The organism is Gryllotalpicola koreensis, from assembly GCF_039538185.1.
In the GTDB taxonomy this organism is placed as follows: domain Bacteria; phylum Actinomycetota; class Actinomycetes; order Actinomycetales; family Microbacteriaceae; genus Gryllotalpicola; species Gryllotalpicola koreensis.
Genome location: NZ_BAABBW010000007.1, coordinates 118,229 through 132,119 on the forward strand (window position 1 = coordinate 118,229; position 13,891 = coordinate 132,119).

Sequence of the window (13,891 nt, forward strand, 5' to 3'; positions counted from 1 at the left end):
CGTGACTTTAGGCTTGGCGCTGTGAGACGGATGCCGGCCTGGTTGCGCTACACGATCCTGCGACTGCTGATGATCGTGGTGCCGCTGGCGGTTCTGCTCATCGCCTTCGGGCCGCACTACTGGCTGGTCTGGACGGTGGCCTCGGTGGTCGCCGGCTTCGCCCTGTCGTACATCTTCCTGCGGGGGCCGCGCGAGGCCATGGCGCTCGAGCTCGCGCGGCGCCGCGAGGCGAAACCCGAGGCGAAGGGCGACGATGCGGCAGAGGATGCCGAGATCGAGGCGTCCCTGCACCACGACGACCTCTAGAAGGCAAATGCTATGAACAGCACCGCCGCGTAGGCGAGCGCCGTGAAGCTCGTGAGCTGCAGCGACAGCACCAGCTCGCGGCCCGTGCGGCCCGTGAACGCGATGAGCGCAGCGGGTCCGGCGAGCAGCAGCACGAGCATGCCGAGCCACGCGATCGGGTAGACGAGCGCGAACAGCGCGAGCACCACGAACGGCCCGAAGAGGAAGACGCCGTAGAGGACCTTGGCCCAGCGGCGACCGACGAGCACGGCGAGGGTGCGCTTGCGGGCGAGCCTGTCCGAGTCGATGTCGCGCAGGTTGTTCACCATCAGCACCGCGCAGGCGAGCAGACCGGCGGCGACCGAGCCGAGCCAGCCCTCCTCGCTCACGGTCTTCACCTGCACGTACTGCGTGCCCGCGGTCGCGGCGACGCCGAAGAAGAGGAAGACGAAGACCTCGCCGAGGCCGTAGTAGCCGTACGGCTTCTTGCCGCCCGTGTAGAACCACGCAGCGACCACGGCGGCGGCGCCCACGGCGAGCAGCCACCACAGCTGCGTGTCGATCACGGTGACGACGCCGACGACCGCGGCGGCGGCGAAGAAGCTCAGCGCCACGATGAGCACGGTGCGGGGCTTGGCCTTGCCGGAGCCGGTGAGCCGGGCGGGGCCGACGCGATAGGCATCCGTGCCCCGCACCCCGTCGGAGTAGTCGTTCGAGTAGTTGACGCCGATCTGCAGCAGCAGCGCCACGGCGAGCGCGGCGAGCGCGCGCACCCAGTGCCACTCCCCCGGGTTCGTGACGGTCTGTGCAGCGCCCGTGCCGATCAGCACCGGAGCGACCGCGAGGGGCAGGGTGCGCAGGCGGGCGCCGCCGATCCAGTCTCCGACGGTGGCCGGCTCGACCTTGGCCGGATTGCCGCCCGGGCGGCGCGTGTTGGGCTTCGACTTCTTCGACATGTCGAGCCGAAGTTTATCGGGGACCCTTAGCCGGACGTCGCCGCGAGCTGTGCCAGCGCTAAGCGGTCGGGCTTGCCCGAGGGCAGGTGCGGGATCGCGTCGATCACGACGACGCGCGCGGGCGCGGCGGCGCGGCCGAGCACGGCGGCGGTGGACGAGCGGATGCCGGCGAGCTCGACCCCCTTCGTCGTCGTGACGACGACCGGGACCTGGCCCCACTGCCTGTCGTCCGCTGCGACGACGACGGCATCGCCCAGGCCGGGCAGCGAGCGCACGTGGCGCTCGACCGCGTCGAGCAGCACCTTCTCTCCGCCGGAGATGATGACGTTGTCAGCGCGGCCGAGCACGGTCACGCGGCCGTCGTCCGCCACCTCGCCGAGGTCGCCCGTGCGATACCAGCGGGTGCCGTCTTCGTCGACGTGGAAGGTCGCCGCCGTGCGATCGGGGTCGCCGACGTAGCCATTGCAGAGCGTCGGGCCCGTGAGCTCGAGCTGGTGGTCCTTGACGCGCGCCCGGGTCGCGCCGATCGGCACGCCGTCGTAGACGCAGCCGCCGCTCGTCTCGCTCGAGCCGTAGGTGCGGACGATACGGATGCCGAGCGCTTCGGCCCTGTGCCGCAGTTCGGGCCGCAGCGCCTGGCCCCCGACGAGAAGGGCGTCGAAGGTGCGCAGCGCCTCGGCGGTCTCGGCGTCCTCCTCGGCTGCGTCGACGAGGCGGGCGAGCTGCACGGGGACGATCGAGGCGTACCGCTTGGGAGCCGTGAGCCGGGCGGCATGGGCGACGAAGTTCTCGGCGTCGAAGTGCCCCTCGGGCATGACGACGGGCTCGGTGCCCGCGTGGATGGAGCGCACCAGCACATTCGTGCCCGCGACGTAGTGCGCGGGAAGGCAGAGCAGCCACTGGCCCATGCCGCCGACCGCGGCGGCGCTCGCCTCGGCGCTCGCGAGCAGAGCCGCCGCGGAGAGGCCGACGCGCTTCGGAGTGCCGGTCGAGCCGGAGGTCTCGATCACCAGGGCGATGGGGTCTTCGACTCGGAGGGGTCTCGATACATCGGCTTCGCCGACTACTCGACCGACGGGGGCGGGGGCGGAGGCGTCGAAGGGGAGGATCGCCGGGCCCGAGCCGTCGAGGGCAGCGCGCAGGGCGCTCATCAGGGCCGGAACGTCGGAATCCGGCATCCGTCTCAGCTCCCGCGCCATCACCGAACCCCCGCGCCGCCGTCGAGACGCGCGAAAACGGGCGAATGGAGCGGGAAAGGCCCGTTTCGGCGCGTCTCGATGAGAGCCACCGGCATCAGAACTGCCAGGGGAACGGGGACCAATCGGGGCTGCGCTTCTCGAGGAACGCGTCGCGACCCTCGACGGCCTCGTCCGTGCCGTAGGCCAGGCGCGTCGCCTCGCCGGCGAACAGCTGCTGGCCGACGAGCCCGTCATCGACCGCGTTGAAGGCGTACTTCAGCATGCGGATCGCGGTGGGCGACTTCCCCAAGATCACGCGCGCCCACTCGAGCGCCACCACCTCGAGCGAGGCGTGGGGAACGACCGCGTTCACGGCGCCCATCTCGTAGGCGCGCTGGGCCGAGTACTCCTGCGCGAGGAAGAACACCTCGCGCGCGAGCTTCTGCCCGATCTGCCGCGCGTAGTAGGCGGAGCCGTAGCCGGCGTCGAAGCTGCCGACGTCGGCATCCGTCTGCTTGAATCGCCCGTGCTCGGCGCTCGCGATCGTGAGATCCGCGACGGCGTGCAGCGAGTGGCCGCCGCCCGCGGCCCAGCCGGGGACGACCGCGATCACGACCTTGGGCATGAAGCGAATGAGGCGCTGCACCTCGAGGATGTGCAGGCGGCCGGCTGTCGCGGGATTCGAGACGGATGCCTCGGAGTCCGAGTACTTGTACCCGTCGCGCCCCCTGATGCGCTGGTCGCCGCCCGAGCAGAACGCCCACCCGCCGTCCTTGGGGCTCGGCCCGTTCCCGGTCAGCAGCACCACGCCCACGCGCGGGTTCGTGCGCGCGTCCTCCAGGGCGGCGTAGAGCTCGTCGACCGTGTGCGGGCGGAACGCGTTGCGCACCTCGGGCCGGTTGAAGGCGACCCGGGCGACCTGGCCGTCGAGAGAGAGGTGGTACGTGACATCCGTCAGCGCCTCGAAGCCCGGCGCTGTCGCCCACTGCGTCTCATCGAAGATCTCGGACACTCGCGCGCTGCTGGGCTCGGCCATGATGTCCACCTTAAGGCTGATATTCACCGCTTATCTGGCGTGTGCGGACCTCCCGCACAGGGCGGCGTGGTTTCCTAGGCGGCGGTGACCCGATACGACGACATGCCCTTGTACGAGCCGGAGCGCAAGCGCCGGCAATGGTCCGACGGCAGAAAGAAGCGGCTGCGCCGCACGATCTCGTGGCTCGCCTTCGGGGTCGTCGTGCTGCTCGTGGCCGGATTCGCCTATGTCGGATTCACCTACTGGCACTTCGCGAGCGGCATCCACCGCGTCGGCGGCGTCGTCGGGAACTCGGCCCCCGGGACCGATCAGAACATCCTGCTCATCGGCAACGACGAGCGGCCCGCGAACATGACGGCCCAGCAGTACCAGCAGCTGTCGACCACGGCCGACGGCGGCAGTGCGAACACCGACACGATGATCCTGCTGCACATCCCCGCCAACGGTTCGTCCGCGACCCTGATCTCGTTCCCGCGCGACTCGTGGGTCTCGATCCCCGGGCACGGCAAGGGCAAGCTCAACGCCGCCTACGTCTACGGCATGAACGGGGCGACGGGCACGGCGGATCAGAAGGATGCCGCGGGAGTGAAGCTGCTCATCTCGACCATCCAGAACCTGACCGACCTCAAGATCAACCACTACGTCAAGGTCAGCCTGCTCAGCTTCTACAACATCGCGAACGCGCTCGGCCCGGTCACCGTGTGCCTCAACCACGCCGTCGACGACCCGTACTCGGGCGCGAACTTCCCCGCGGGTGTGCAGAAGCTCAACGCGACGCAGGCGCTGCAGTTCGTGCGCCAGCGCCACGGGCTGCCGAACGGCGACCTCGACCGCGCCGCGCGGCAGCAGTACTTCCTGTCGGTCGAGGCGCAGCAGATCCTCAATGCAGGCACCCTGCTCAACCCGGTCAAGCTGAACAACGTCGTCGGCGCCATCAGCTCGTCGCTCGAGATGGACGACAAGCTGAACCTGATCTCGCTGGCCACGCAGCTGAAGGGGCTCAAGAGCGGGGGCATCAAGTCGGCGACCGTCCCGCTGATGCCCGACCCGTACGGCACCGAGAACGGCCAATCGGTCGTGCTGATCAACTATGACGCGCTGCCCGACTTCCTCGCGACGGTGACCGGCGGCAAGACCGCTGCACAGCGGGTCGCCGCGGCGAAGGCGGCCGATCCGGCATCCGTCACCGTCGATGTGCTGAACGGCGCAGGCACCGCGCGCGGCTCGAGCACGGCGCTCGCGACGTACAAGTCGCTCGGCTTCCAGACCGGCCAGCCGGCGGATGCCCCGTCGTCGCAGCAGACGACCACGATCTACTTCCCGAAGGGCGACGAGGGTGCCGCGAAGGCGGTCGCCGCCGCGCTGCCGGGGGCGGCGATCGCGCAGTCGTCGGACTACAAGCACGTCACCGTCATCCTCGGTACCGATGGGCTGATGCCGAAGGGGGCGGATTCCTCGGGCGGGTCTTCCTCGTCGCAGGCGCCGTCTTCGGGGTCGGGCACGTCAGGCGGGTCCGGTGCGTCATCGACGCCGGCGCCGAGCGCCCCGACCAAGAACTACAACAAAACCACCTGCATCAACTGATGAGCGGGGCGTCGGTGCCGGTCATTCCGCCAGTCGTGCCGCCGCTCGGCGAGGTGCTCGCGTCTGCACGCATCGTGGCGCTGCCGATGGTGACGCGGTTCCGGGGCATCACCGTGCGCGAGGCGGCGGTGTTCGAGGGGCCGAATGGGTGGACGGAGTTCAGCCCGTTCATCGAATACGGCGACGAGGAGGCCTCTGCGTGGCTCGCCGCAGCCTTCGACTACGGCTGGGCCGAGCCGCCCGCGGCGCTGCGCTCGTCGATTCCCGTGAACGCGACCGTGCCCGCCGTGCCGGCCGCTGAGGTCGCAAGCGTGCTCGCGCGCTTCCCCGGCGCGCGCACCGCGAAGGTGAAGGTCGCCGATCCCGGTCGGTCGCTCGCCGACGACGTCGCGCGCGTCGCCGCGGTTCGGGCTGCGCTGGGCCCAGAGGGGCGCATCCGGGTAGACGCCAACGCGCTGTGGAACGTCGACGAGGCCGAGCACGCCATTCGCGCGCTCGAGCAGTTCGACCTCGAGTATGTGGAGCAGCCCGTCGCGACGATCGACGAGCTGGCCGAGCTGCGGCGACGCGTGGCGCGGCTCGGCATCCTGATCGCCGCCGACGAGAGCGTGCGCAAGGCCTCCGACCCGCTCGCTGTGGCCCGCGCAGGCGCGGCCGACGTGCTCGTGATCAAGGCGCAGCCGCTCGGCGGCGTGCGCGCGGCGCTCGCGATCGTGGCCGAGGCCGGGCTGCCGTGCGTCGTCTCGAGCGCGCTGGACACCTCGATCGGGCTCGCGATGGGGGCGTCGCTTGCCGCCGCGCTGCCGGCGCTCGAGTTCGACTGCGGGCTCGGCACCTCCGCCCTGTTCGAGAGCGATGTGACGGATGCCCCGCTGCTGCCCGTGGAAGGGGCGATTCCCGTCGGCCGGGTGGTGCCGTCCCCGTCGCTTCTCGCGGCGAACGCCGCGCCGGAGTCGCGCCGCGAATGGTGGCTCGCCCGCATCGAGCGCTGCCACGCGCTGCTCGCCGCGCGCTGAGGCGCGACTGTTCCCGTTGCGCGAGGGGCCGCGCCCGTTCGGCGCTTTCGCGCCCGACAGTGCGGGCACAGTTGCGCCAAACGGACGCCCTTCCGGGCCGCGCTCAGTCGACGGGGGCGAGCTCTGCGATCAGCACGTGGTCGTCCTCGATGGTGCGGAACTCCGACCGCGTGACGACGAAGCCCGCGAGCGCCGCCGTCGCGGCGAGTGCCTCGGGGGTCGCGAACGAGGCATGGTTCGGCTCGTAGCCCGGGGCGCCGACCGCGCCCGGCGGCCGCTGCTCAGGCGGAGTGTACGCATCGCCGTGACCATGGCCGGCCGGCACCTCGGCGAAGACGGCGACCACGAGGGAGCCCTCCGGCGCGAGCACCCGCGCGAACTCCTCGAACACCGGCAGCGGGTCGGCGAAGATGTGCAGGGCCGTCACGCAGGTGACAAGGTCAGCCGAGGCATCCGCCACCGGCAGCTCTTCGGCCACCCCCTCGACGAACCGGGCCGCAGGCAGCGCGCGCCGAGCCACCTCGAGCATGCCCGGCGAGAGGTCGACGCCGACGAGCTCGAGTCGCGGGTCGCGCGCGGCGAGCGCCCGCAGCACGAGCCCCGTGCCGGTCGCGACGTCGAGCGCGGTCGTGACCCCGTCGAGATCCGCGAACTCGGCGACCGCCGTCGCCAGCGCGCGGTGCATCGCGTTGTCGTCGTACTCGGCCGCGCGGCCGTCGAATCGCTCGCGGATCGCGGCGTTGCGCTCGTCGGTCATACCGCCACGCTAGCGCCCCGGGGCTAGCCTTCCCGGCCTTCTGCCTCGAGGACCACCTCGTGCTGCAGCGCCGCGATGTCCTCCTTTTCCGGATCGCCGTGGACGCCGCCCGAGAGCGCGTACTCCTCTTCAGGTGACAGGATCAGCCGCTTGCGCCCGAGCAGCGCGAACAGGCCGACGCCGATGAGGAACACGATTGCGATCGCGATCACGGCCCCCTGATACGCCGGCACGAACAACAGCGAGACGAAGGCGATCAGCGCGATGACGCCCGCGTAGATCGCGCCGGCCGAGCCCCACGGGCTGCGGTAGGGGCGGTGCGCCGTCGGGTGGTTGCGGCGCAGCAGCACGAACGAGGTCATCTGCAGCAGGTAGGAGATGACCGCGCCCCAGACCGCGATGTTCAGGACGATGTTCCCGGCGCTCGAGCTGCCGGAGTACTGCGCGACGAACAGGAAGGCGAAGCCGACGGCGCCGCCGACGAGCAGGGCGATCCACGGCGTCTGGTTCTTGCCCGTGAGCGAGAGGAACTTCGGATAGTAGCCGGCGCGCGAGAGCGAGTACATGTTGCGGCCGTAGGCATACATGATGCCCTGCAGCGACGCGAGCAGGCCGACGAGCGCGAAGATCGCGAGGATGCCGACGATGATGTCCGCATCGCTGCCGAACATCTTCTGGAAGCCGTCGAGCAGCGGCTGCCCCGATGCGCCGGTGGCCGCGGGACCGAGCACCGCCGAATTGAGGAACAGCACGATGGCACCGGTGACCATCAGCGTGACGAGCGCCCACAGGCCGCCCCGGGGGATATCGCGAGTCGGGTTGTGCGACTCCTCCGCCGCGAGGGGAAGCTCCTCGATGCCGAGGTAGAACCAGATCGCGAACGGCAGCGTGACCAGGATTCCGGTGACGCCGCCTGGCAGGAATCCGCTGTCCACGCCCTTTGCCGGTGAGTCGAACAGCGTGTCGAAATGGGCAGATCCGGTCGTGAACGCCACGATGCCGAAGAACACGACGATCGCGATCGAGATGACCGAGACGATGATCGCGAAGCGGAATCCGACAGAGGCGCCGAGCGAGTTCAAGCCGATGAAGACCGCGTAGAGGATGACCCACCACAGCCACGGCGGCAGCGTCGCGCCGGTGAGCAGCTTGAGCGCGCTGTCGGCGTAGGTTCCCGAGAAGTACACGACGACCGCCGTTGTCATCACGTACTCGATGGTCTCGGCGAGGCCGGTGACGAAACCTCCCCACGGCCCCATCGACGCGCGGGCGAAGGAGTAAGCGCCGCCGGTGTGCGGCATCGCCGCGCTCATCTCGCCGATCGAGTAGAACAGGCCGAAGAACATCAGCGCGACGAACACCGTCGCCACGAGCAGGCCGCCCCAGCCGGCGGTCGGGATGCCGCCGTTCCAGCCGCTGAAGTCGCCCGAGATGACGGCCGCGACGCCGAGGCCCCAGATGCCCCACACGCCCGCGCTGCGCCGCAGCGTGCGCTTCTCGAAGTAGCTCTTGTCGACGGTCGTGTAGCTCACGCCCGAGGTGCTCACCTTTTCGGGGGAAGACATGCGCGGTCCTTTCGGGACAGGGGACGCAGGGAAGGTTGGCCGATAAGCTAGCGAAACGAAAGGACTACCGCCATACCTTTGGCTGTAACGGCTGTGTAAACAGAATGCCGAGCAGTCCAGGCATCCCTCGTGCTGTAATGGTCGACAACCGACCATTGGAGATGAGATGACCGGAGCGGATCAGCCGAGCGGATTCCTCAGCCTGGAGCAGCTCGCGGCGTTCGCCGCCGATGGTGCGATCGACACGGTCATCATCGCCTTCACCGACATGCAGGGGCGCCTCGTCGGCAAGCGCACGAGCGCCCGGCTCTTTCTCGAGGAGTACGCCGCGCACGGCGCCGAGTGCTGCAACTACCTGCTCGCCGTCGATGTCGAGATGAACACGGTCAACGGCTACGAGATCTCGAGCTGGCAGCGCGGCTACGGCGACATGGTGATGAAGCCCGACATCACGACGCTGCGCGCGGCGCCGTGGCTGGTCAAGACCGCTCTCGTGACAGCCGACCTGGAGTGGCTCGACGGGGCGCCCGTGGTGCAGTCGCCGCGCGCGATCCTGCAGCGCCAGCTCGACCGGCTGCACGACCGCGGTCTCGAAGCCTTCGTCGGCACCGAGCTCGAGTTCATCGTCTTCGAGGACTCCTATCGCGACGCGTGGAAGAAGGGCTACCGCGAGCTCACGCCCGCGACCGACTACAACGTCGACTACGCCCTCGCGGCGTCCACGCGAATGGAGCCGCTGCTGCACGACATCCGCGTCGCGATGGACGGCGCCGGCATGTACTGCGAGGGCGTCAAGGGCGAGTGCAACCTCGGCCAGCAGGAGATCGCGTTCCGCTACAAGACCGCGCTCGAGACCTGCGACAACCACTCGATCTACAAGAACGGCGCGAAGGAGATCGCGGCGGCGCACGGCCAGTCGCTCACCTTCATGGCGAAGTTCAACGAGCGCGAGGGCAACAGCTGCCACATCCACCTGTCGCTGCGCGCGGCGGATGGGTCCCCGGTGTTCGCCGATTCGGAGGGCGCGGATGCCTCGGGCCTGGGTCACTCGAAGCTGTTCCGCCATTTCCTGGCGGGCCAGCTCGCGGCCCTGCGCGAGTTGACGCTGTTCTACGCGCCGAACATCAACTCGTACAAGCGCTACCAGCCAGGCAGCTTCGCCCCGACCGCGGTCGCGTGGGGCCTCGACAACCGCACCTGCGCGCTGCGCGTCGTCGGGCACGGCCCGTCGCTGCGCTTCGAGAACCGTACCCCGGGCGGCGACGTCAACCAGTACCTGGCGGTCGCCGCGATGATCGCCGCCGGGCTGTACGGCGTCGAGCACGAGCTGAAGCTCGAGGGCCCGTACGCGGGCAACGCCTATGACGCCGCCGTGCCGCAGGTCCCGTCGACGCTGACGGAGGCGGCCGCACTGTTCGCCGAGTCCGCGATCGCGCGCGAGGCCTTCGGCCCCGAGGTCGTCGCGCACTACCTCAACAACGCGCGGGTCGAGCTCGCCGCTTTCGAGGCGGCCGTCACCGATTGGGAGCGGGTGCGTGGTTTCGAACGGCTCTGATGTTCTGGATAGCGCGGCTGTGCCGTCGAATCCGGGCTCTCGCCCGGATGAGCCGGGGGCCAGCGCCCCCTTGATCGGCATCACCACCTACCTGCAGCGCGCGCAGACCGGTGTGTGGGACGTCGAGGCGTCCTTCCTGCCGAAGAAGTATCTCGACGGCGTGACGGATGCCGGCGGCATCGCCGTGCTGCTGCCGCCGCAACCCACGACTCCCGCCGACGCCGCGCGGGTGCTCGCGCGACTCGACGGGCTCATCGTCGCGGGCGGCGTCGACGTCGACCCGGCGCTCTACGGCCAGGCGCGGCACGAGAAGACGGATGCCCCGCAGCAGGTGCGCGACGCCTGGGACCTCGCCCTGCTCGACGCGGCCATCGCCGCCCAGGTGCCGTTCCTCGCGATCTGCCGCGGCGCCCAGGTGCTCAACGTGCTGCGCGGCGGAACGCTGCACCAGCACCTGCCGGATCTGGTCGGCTCGCCGAAGTACCAGCTCGGCAATGCGAACTTCAGTCGCGTGCCCGTCACGATCGAGCCGGGCAGCGCCGTTGCCCGACTCATCGGCGAGCATGCCATGGGAAGCATGTACCACCACCAGGCGATCGACGCCGTCGGCGAGGGACTCATCATCACGGCCCGCAGCGACGACGGGGTCGTCGAGGCGGTCGAATTGCCGAGCGTGCCCTTCGGCGTCGCGGTGCAGTGGCACCCCGAGGAGGATGCCGAGGACCGCCGCCTGTTCGCCGGCCTCGTCGACGCCGCGAAGACATATGCCGCAGATCGAATGAAGCAGCACGCATGACCGACCTCACCCTGATCAACCCGGCCGACGAGACGGTGATCGACACCATCCCGGCCACGAGCGTCGAAGAGACGGATGCCGCGGTGGCGCGCGCCGCCGTCGCGCAGCGCGCCTGGGCGAAGCTCGCACCACTCGATCGCGCGCAGGCGCTGCGCCGCTTCGCCGACGCCGTCGACGGTGCGGTGGAGGAGCTCGCCGCACTCGAGGTGCGCAACTCGGGGCATCCGATCGGCAATGCCCGCTGGGAAGCGGGGCACGTGCGCGACGTGCTCGAGTACTACTCGGCGGCGCCCGAGCGGCTGTTCGGTCGCCAGATCCCGGTGGCCGGCGGCGTCGACGTGACCTTCCACGAGCCGATCGGGGTCGTCGGAGTGATCACGCCGTGGAACTTCCCCATGACGATCGCCTCGTGGGGCTTCGCGCCGGCCCTCGCGGCGGGCAACGCCGTCGTGCTGAAGCCCGCCGAGTGGACGCCGCTCACGAGCCTCAGGCTCGCCGAGCTCGCCCTCGAATCGGGCCTGCCCGAGGGGCTGTTCCAGGTGCTGCCGGGTGAGGGCCGTGTGGTCGGCGACCGGCTGATTCAGCATCCCGACGTTCGCAAGATCGTCTTCACCGGCTCAACCGCGACGGGCACGGCGATCATGGCGAAGGCCGCGGCGAACGTAAAGCAGGTGACCCTCGAGCTCGGCGGCAAGAGCGCCAACATCGTCTTCGCCGACAGCGACTTGGAGAAGGCGGCGGCGACCGCGCCCTATGGCGTGTTCGACAATTCGGGGCAGGACTGCTGTGCGCGCACCCGCATTCTCGTGCAGCGCTCGGTCTACGACCGCTTCATGGAGCTGCTCGAGCCCGCCGTGCAGGGGGTGCGCGTCGGCGACCCCGGCGACCCGGCGACCGAGATGGGTCCGCTCGTGAGCCGCCCGCACTTCGACAAGGTGGCCTCGTATGTGCCGGGGGACGCGCCGGTGGCCTTCCGCGGCTCGGCGCCGTCCGGCCCCGGCTACTGGTTCCCGCCGACCGTGCTGACGCCGTCATCACCGCTCGACCGCACGGTCACCGACGAGATCTTCGGACCCGTCGTCGTCGTCCTGCCCTTCGAGGACGAGGCCGAGGCGATCTCGCTCGCGAACTCCTCGAGGTTCGGCCTGTCCGGCTCGATCTGGACGCGCGACCTGAGCCGTGGCATCCGTGTCTCGCGCGCGATCGAGAGCGGGAATCTCAGCGTGAACTCACACTCGTCGGTGCGATACACGACGCCGTTCGGCGGCTACAAGCACTCAGGAGTCGGGCGAGAGCTCGGGCCGGATGCCCCGCTCGCCTTCACCGAGACCAAGAACGTCTTCATCGCAATCGAGGAGGCCTAGTGCCCATCACCCCCATCGACCTCACCCAGCGCCTGGGCGGCAAGGTCGCCGTCATCACCGGCGGCGGCAGCGGCATCGGCCTCGCCACTGCGAAGCGCTTCGCCGCGGAGGGAGCGAAAGTCGTCATCGCCGACGTCGACGTCGCAGCGGGCGAGGCCGCCGCCGCGCTCGTCGACGGCCTGTTCGTGAAGACCGACGTCACGGACGAAGAGCAGGTGAACGCCGTGTTCGACACCGCCGTCTCCACATACGAGAGCGTCGACATCGCCTTCAACAACGCCGGCATCTCGCCGCCCGACGACGATTCCATCGAAACGACCGAGCTGCCCGCGTGGCAGAAGGTGCAGGACGTCAACCTGAAGTCGGTCTACCTCTGCTCGCGCGCGGCGCTGCGGCACATGACCGCGCAGGGCCGCGGCTCGATCATCAACACGGCGTCGTTCGTGGCGGTGCTCGGCTCGGCGACCTCGCAGATCTCGTACACCGCGTCGAAGGGCGGGGTGCTCGCCATGACCCGCGAGCTGGGCGTGCAGTTCGCGAGGCAGGGCATCCGGGTGAACGCGCTCTGCCCCGGGCCGGTCAACACGCCCCTGCTGCAGGAGCTCTTCGCCAAAGACCCCGAGCGCGCCCAGCGCCGCCTGGTGCACGTTCCGGTCGGCCGCTTCGCCGAGCCGGAGGAGCTCGCCGCCGCGGTCGCGTTCCTGGCCTCCGACGACGCGAGCTTCATCACCGGTTCGACGTTCCTCGTCGACGGCGGCATCTCCTCCGCCTACGTGACCCCGCTGTGATGTTCCCGCTCCCGTTTCCCGCGGTGACAAGTTCCCGTTCCGGACGTATGCGCCCCGGGCCGCGGACGCGACTGTCCGGAACGGGAGCGAGTTCATGACGGATGCACTGCTGCGGCCCGTCAGGGGCGGGAACACGTTCGAAGAGACGGTGCAGCGGCTGCTCCAGACGATCCGCCTCGGCGCCGTCGGCCCCGGCGAGCGCCTGCCCAGCGAGCGCGAGCTCGCGGTGCGCCTCGGCGTCAGCCGCGACACCCTGCGCGAGGCGATCGCCGCGCTGGCGGATGCCGGCTTCCTGGTGTCGAAGCGCGGCCGCTACGGCGGCACCTTCGTCGCCGAGGAGCTGCCGGCGACCGGCGCGCATGAGGTGACGGATGCCGCACCTGAGCCCCTCTCCCCCGCCGAGGTCCTCGACGCGCTCGCGGTCAGAGCGGTGCTCGAGACGGGCACCGCCCGCCTCGCCGCTGCCCGCGCGCTGACCGCCGAGGAGCGCGGGCGACTGCAGACCGCCCTCGAAGAGAGCTCGGGTGCGGCATCCGTCGATTACCGCCGCCTGGATTCGAGGCTGCACCTCGCCATCGCAGAGCTCGCAGGTGCGCCGAGCCTCGTACCTCTCGTCGCCGACGCGCGCACGCGCATCAACGGCCTGCTCGACGAGATCCCGCTGCTGGCGCGCAACATCGCGCACTCCGACGAGCAGCACCAGCGCATCGTCGGCGCCATTCTCGCGGGCCGCCCCGACGAGGCAGTCTCCGCGATGCAGGAGCACCTCGACGGCACCGAGGCCCTGCTGACGGGCTTCCTGGCCTGAGGAACATCCCGCCTTCCCGATGCATGACCGGTTATTCTTGGCGCGAGCCCGGAAGTCATCCCTATGGACGCCTAGCTGTAGTTCCTCGTGAGGTTGTGAACGCGGTCTGATGGGGTTTGGCCGTCGATACCGGTGTGGGGTCGGTGGTGATTGTAGTGATGGACCCATCGTTGGTAGTCGGCGGCTCTGGTCTCGTCTGAGTC

At 69.9% G+C, this 13,891-nt stretch carries 14 protein-coding genes; 8 read left to right on the forward strand and 6 right to left on the reverse strand.

The features are described 5' to 3' along the window. Positions 1 to 30: 30 nt before the first annotated feature. Positions 31 to 306: a DUF4229 domain-containing protein gene (locus ABD708_RS18855; protein WP_344757408.1), complete on the forward strand. Its 276-nt coding sequence runs from the start codon at positions 31 to 33 to the stop codon at positions 304 to 306. On the opposite strand, the gene ABD708_RS18860 is transcribed toward ABD708_RS18855, so the two are convergent. From ABD708_RS18860 to ABD708_RS18870, 3 genes are all read right to left on the reverse strand, one after another. Next, a complete protein-coding gene (locus ABD708_RS18860; protein ID WP_344757377.1) occupies positions 303 to 1,241 on the reverse strand; it encodes a 1,4-dihydroxy-2-naphthoate polyprenyltransferase in 939 nt (312 codons plus the stop codon). The genes ABD708_RS18855 and ABD708_RS18860 overlap by 4 nt on opposite strands. A gap of 26 nt (positions 1,242 to 1,267) precedes the next feature. Further along, positions 1,268 to 2,419, reverse strand: coding sequence for an AMP-binding protein (locus ABD708_RS18865; RefSeq protein WP_344757379.1), 1,152 nt, complete (start codon positions 2,417 to 2,419; stop codon positions 1,268 to 1,270). A 115-nt stretch (positions 2,420 to 2,534) separates the two neighbouring features. Further along, complete coding sequence (locus tag ABD708_RS18870; protein WP_344757381.1) at positions 2,535 to 3,455, reverse strand: 1,4-dihydroxy-2-naphthoyl-CoA synthase; 921 nt, start codon at positions 3,453 to 3,455, stop codon at positions 2,535 to 2,537. Between the two features lie 84 nt (positions 3,456 to 3,539). Between ABD708_RS18870 and ABD708_RS18875 the strand changes: the two genes are divergently transcribed. Continuing rightward, on the forward strand, positions 3,540 to 5,039 hold the full coding sequence (locus ABD708_RS18875; protein ID WP_344757383.1) for an LCP family protein: 1,500 nt from the start codon (positions 3,540 to 3,542) through the stop codon (positions 5,037 to 5,039). Continuing rightward, complete coding sequence (locus ABD708_RS18880) at positions 5,039 to 6,055, forward strand: o-succinylbenzoate synthase (protein ID WP_344757385.1); 1,017 nt, start codon at positions 5,039 to 5,041, stop codon at positions 6,053 to 6,055. The genes ABD708_RS18875 and ABD708_RS18880 overlap by 1 nt, the downstream gene beginning before the upstream one ends. Before the next feature lie 103 nt (positions 6,056 to 6,158). On the opposite strand, the gene ABD708_RS18885 is transcribed toward ABD708_RS18880, so the two are convergent. Further along, a complete protein-coding gene (locus ABD708_RS18885; protein ID WP_344757387.1) occupies positions 6,159 to 6,812 on the reverse strand; it encodes a class I SAM-dependent methyltransferase in 654 nt (217 codons plus the stop codon). A 23-nt stretch (positions 6,813 to 6,835) separates the two neighbouring features. Further along, a complete protein-coding gene (locus ABD708_RS18890) occupies positions 6,836 to 8,377 on the reverse strand; it encodes an amino acid permease (RefSeq protein ID WP_344757389.1) in 1,542 nt (513 codons plus the stop codon). A 166-nt stretch (positions 8,378 to 8,543) separates the two neighbouring features. Between ABD708_RS18890 and ABD708_RS18895 the strand changes: the two genes are divergently transcribed. The 5 genes from ABD708_RS18895 (at position 8,544) to ABD708_RS18915 (ending at position 13,688) form a co-directional block, all read left to right on the forward strand. Continuing rightward, on the forward strand, positions 8,544 to 9,932 hold the full coding sequence (locus ABD708_RS18895) for a glutamine synthetase family protein (protein WP_344757391.1): 1,389 nt from the start codon (positions 8,544 to 8,546) through the stop codon (positions 9,930 to 9,932). 70 nt (positions 9,933 to 10,002) lie between these two features. Next, positions 10,003 to 10,728, forward strand: a complete 726-nt coding sequence (locus tag ABD708_RS18900; protein WP_344757393.1) for a gamma-glutamyl-gamma-aminobutyrate hydrolase family protein — start codon at positions 10,003 to 10,005, stop codon at positions 10,726 to 10,728. Continuing rightward, positions 10,725 to 12,092, forward strand: a complete 1,368-nt coding sequence (locus tag ABD708_RS18905) for an aldehyde dehydrogenase family protein (RefSeq protein ID WP_344757394.1) — start codon at positions 10,725 to 10,727, stop codon at positions 12,090 to 12,092. Before ABD708_RS18900 ends, ABD708_RS18905 begins: the two co-directional genes overlap by 4 nt. Next, complete coding sequence (locus tag ABD708_RS18910) at positions 12,092 to 12,880, forward strand: 3-oxoacyl-ACP reductase (protein WP_344757396.1); 789 nt, start codon at positions 12,092 to 12,094, stop codon at positions 12,878 to 12,880. Before ABD708_RS18905 ends, ABD708_RS18910 begins: the two co-directional genes overlap by 1 nt. Before the next feature lie 94 nt (positions 12,881 to 12,974). Further along, positions 12,975 to 13,688, forward strand: coding sequence for a FadR/GntR family transcriptional regulator (locus ABD708_RS18915; RefSeq protein WP_344757398.1), 714 nt, complete (start codon positions 12,975 to 12,977; stop codon positions 13,686 to 13,688). A gap of 71 nt (positions 13,689 to 13,759) precedes the next feature. Here ABD708_RS18915 and ABD708_RS18920 read toward each other — a convergent pair. Beyond that, positions 13,760 to 13,891 (reverse strand): integrase core domain-containing protein (locus tag ABD708_RS18920; protein WP_344757410.1); only part of this gene is annotated, 132 nt, incomplete at its 5' end.

Bases quoted from the DNA above. Each gene is read 5' to 3' on its own strand.
- ABD708_RS18855 (WP_344757408.1), top strand. From the start codon at position 31: ATGCCGGCCTGGTTGCGCTACACGATCCTGCGACTGCTGATGATCGTG.
- ABD708_RS18860 (WP_344757377.1), bottom strand. From the start codon at position 1,241: ATGTCGAAGAAGTCGAAGCCCAACACGCGCCGCCCGGGCGGCAATCCG.
- ABD708_RS18865 (WP_344757379.1), bottom strand. From the start codon at position 2,419: ATGCCGGATTCCGACGTTCCGGCCCTGATGAGCGCCCTGCGCGCTGCC.
- ABD708_RS18870 (WP_344757381.1), bottom strand. From the start codon at position 3,455: ATGGCCGAGCCCAGCAGCGCGCGAGTGTCCGAGATCTTCGATGAGACG.
- ABD708_RS18880 (WP_344757385.1), top strand. From the start codon at position 5,039: ATGAGCGGGGCGTCGGTGCCGGTCATTCCGCCAGTCGTGCCGCCGCTC.
- ABD708_RS18885 (WP_344757387.1), bottom strand. From the start codon at position 6,812: ATGACCGACGAGCGCAACGCCGCGATCCGCGAGCGATTCGACGGCCGC.
- ABD708_RS18890 (WP_344757389.1), bottom strand. From the start codon at position 8,377: ATGTCTTCCCCCGAAAAGGTGAGCACCTCGGGCGTGAGCTACACGACC.
- ABD708_RS18895 (WP_344757391.1), top strand. From the start codon at position 8,544: ATGACCGGAGCGGATCAGCCGAGCGGATTCCTCAGCCTGGAGCAGCTC.
- ABD708_RS18905 (WP_344757394.1), top strand. From the start codon at position 10,725: ATGACCGACCTCACCCTGATCAACCCGGCCGACGAGACGGTGATCGAC.
- ABD708_RS18915 (WP_344757398.1), top strand. From the start codon at position 12,975: ATGACGGATGCACTGCTGCGGCCCGTCAGGGGCGGGAACACGTTCGAA.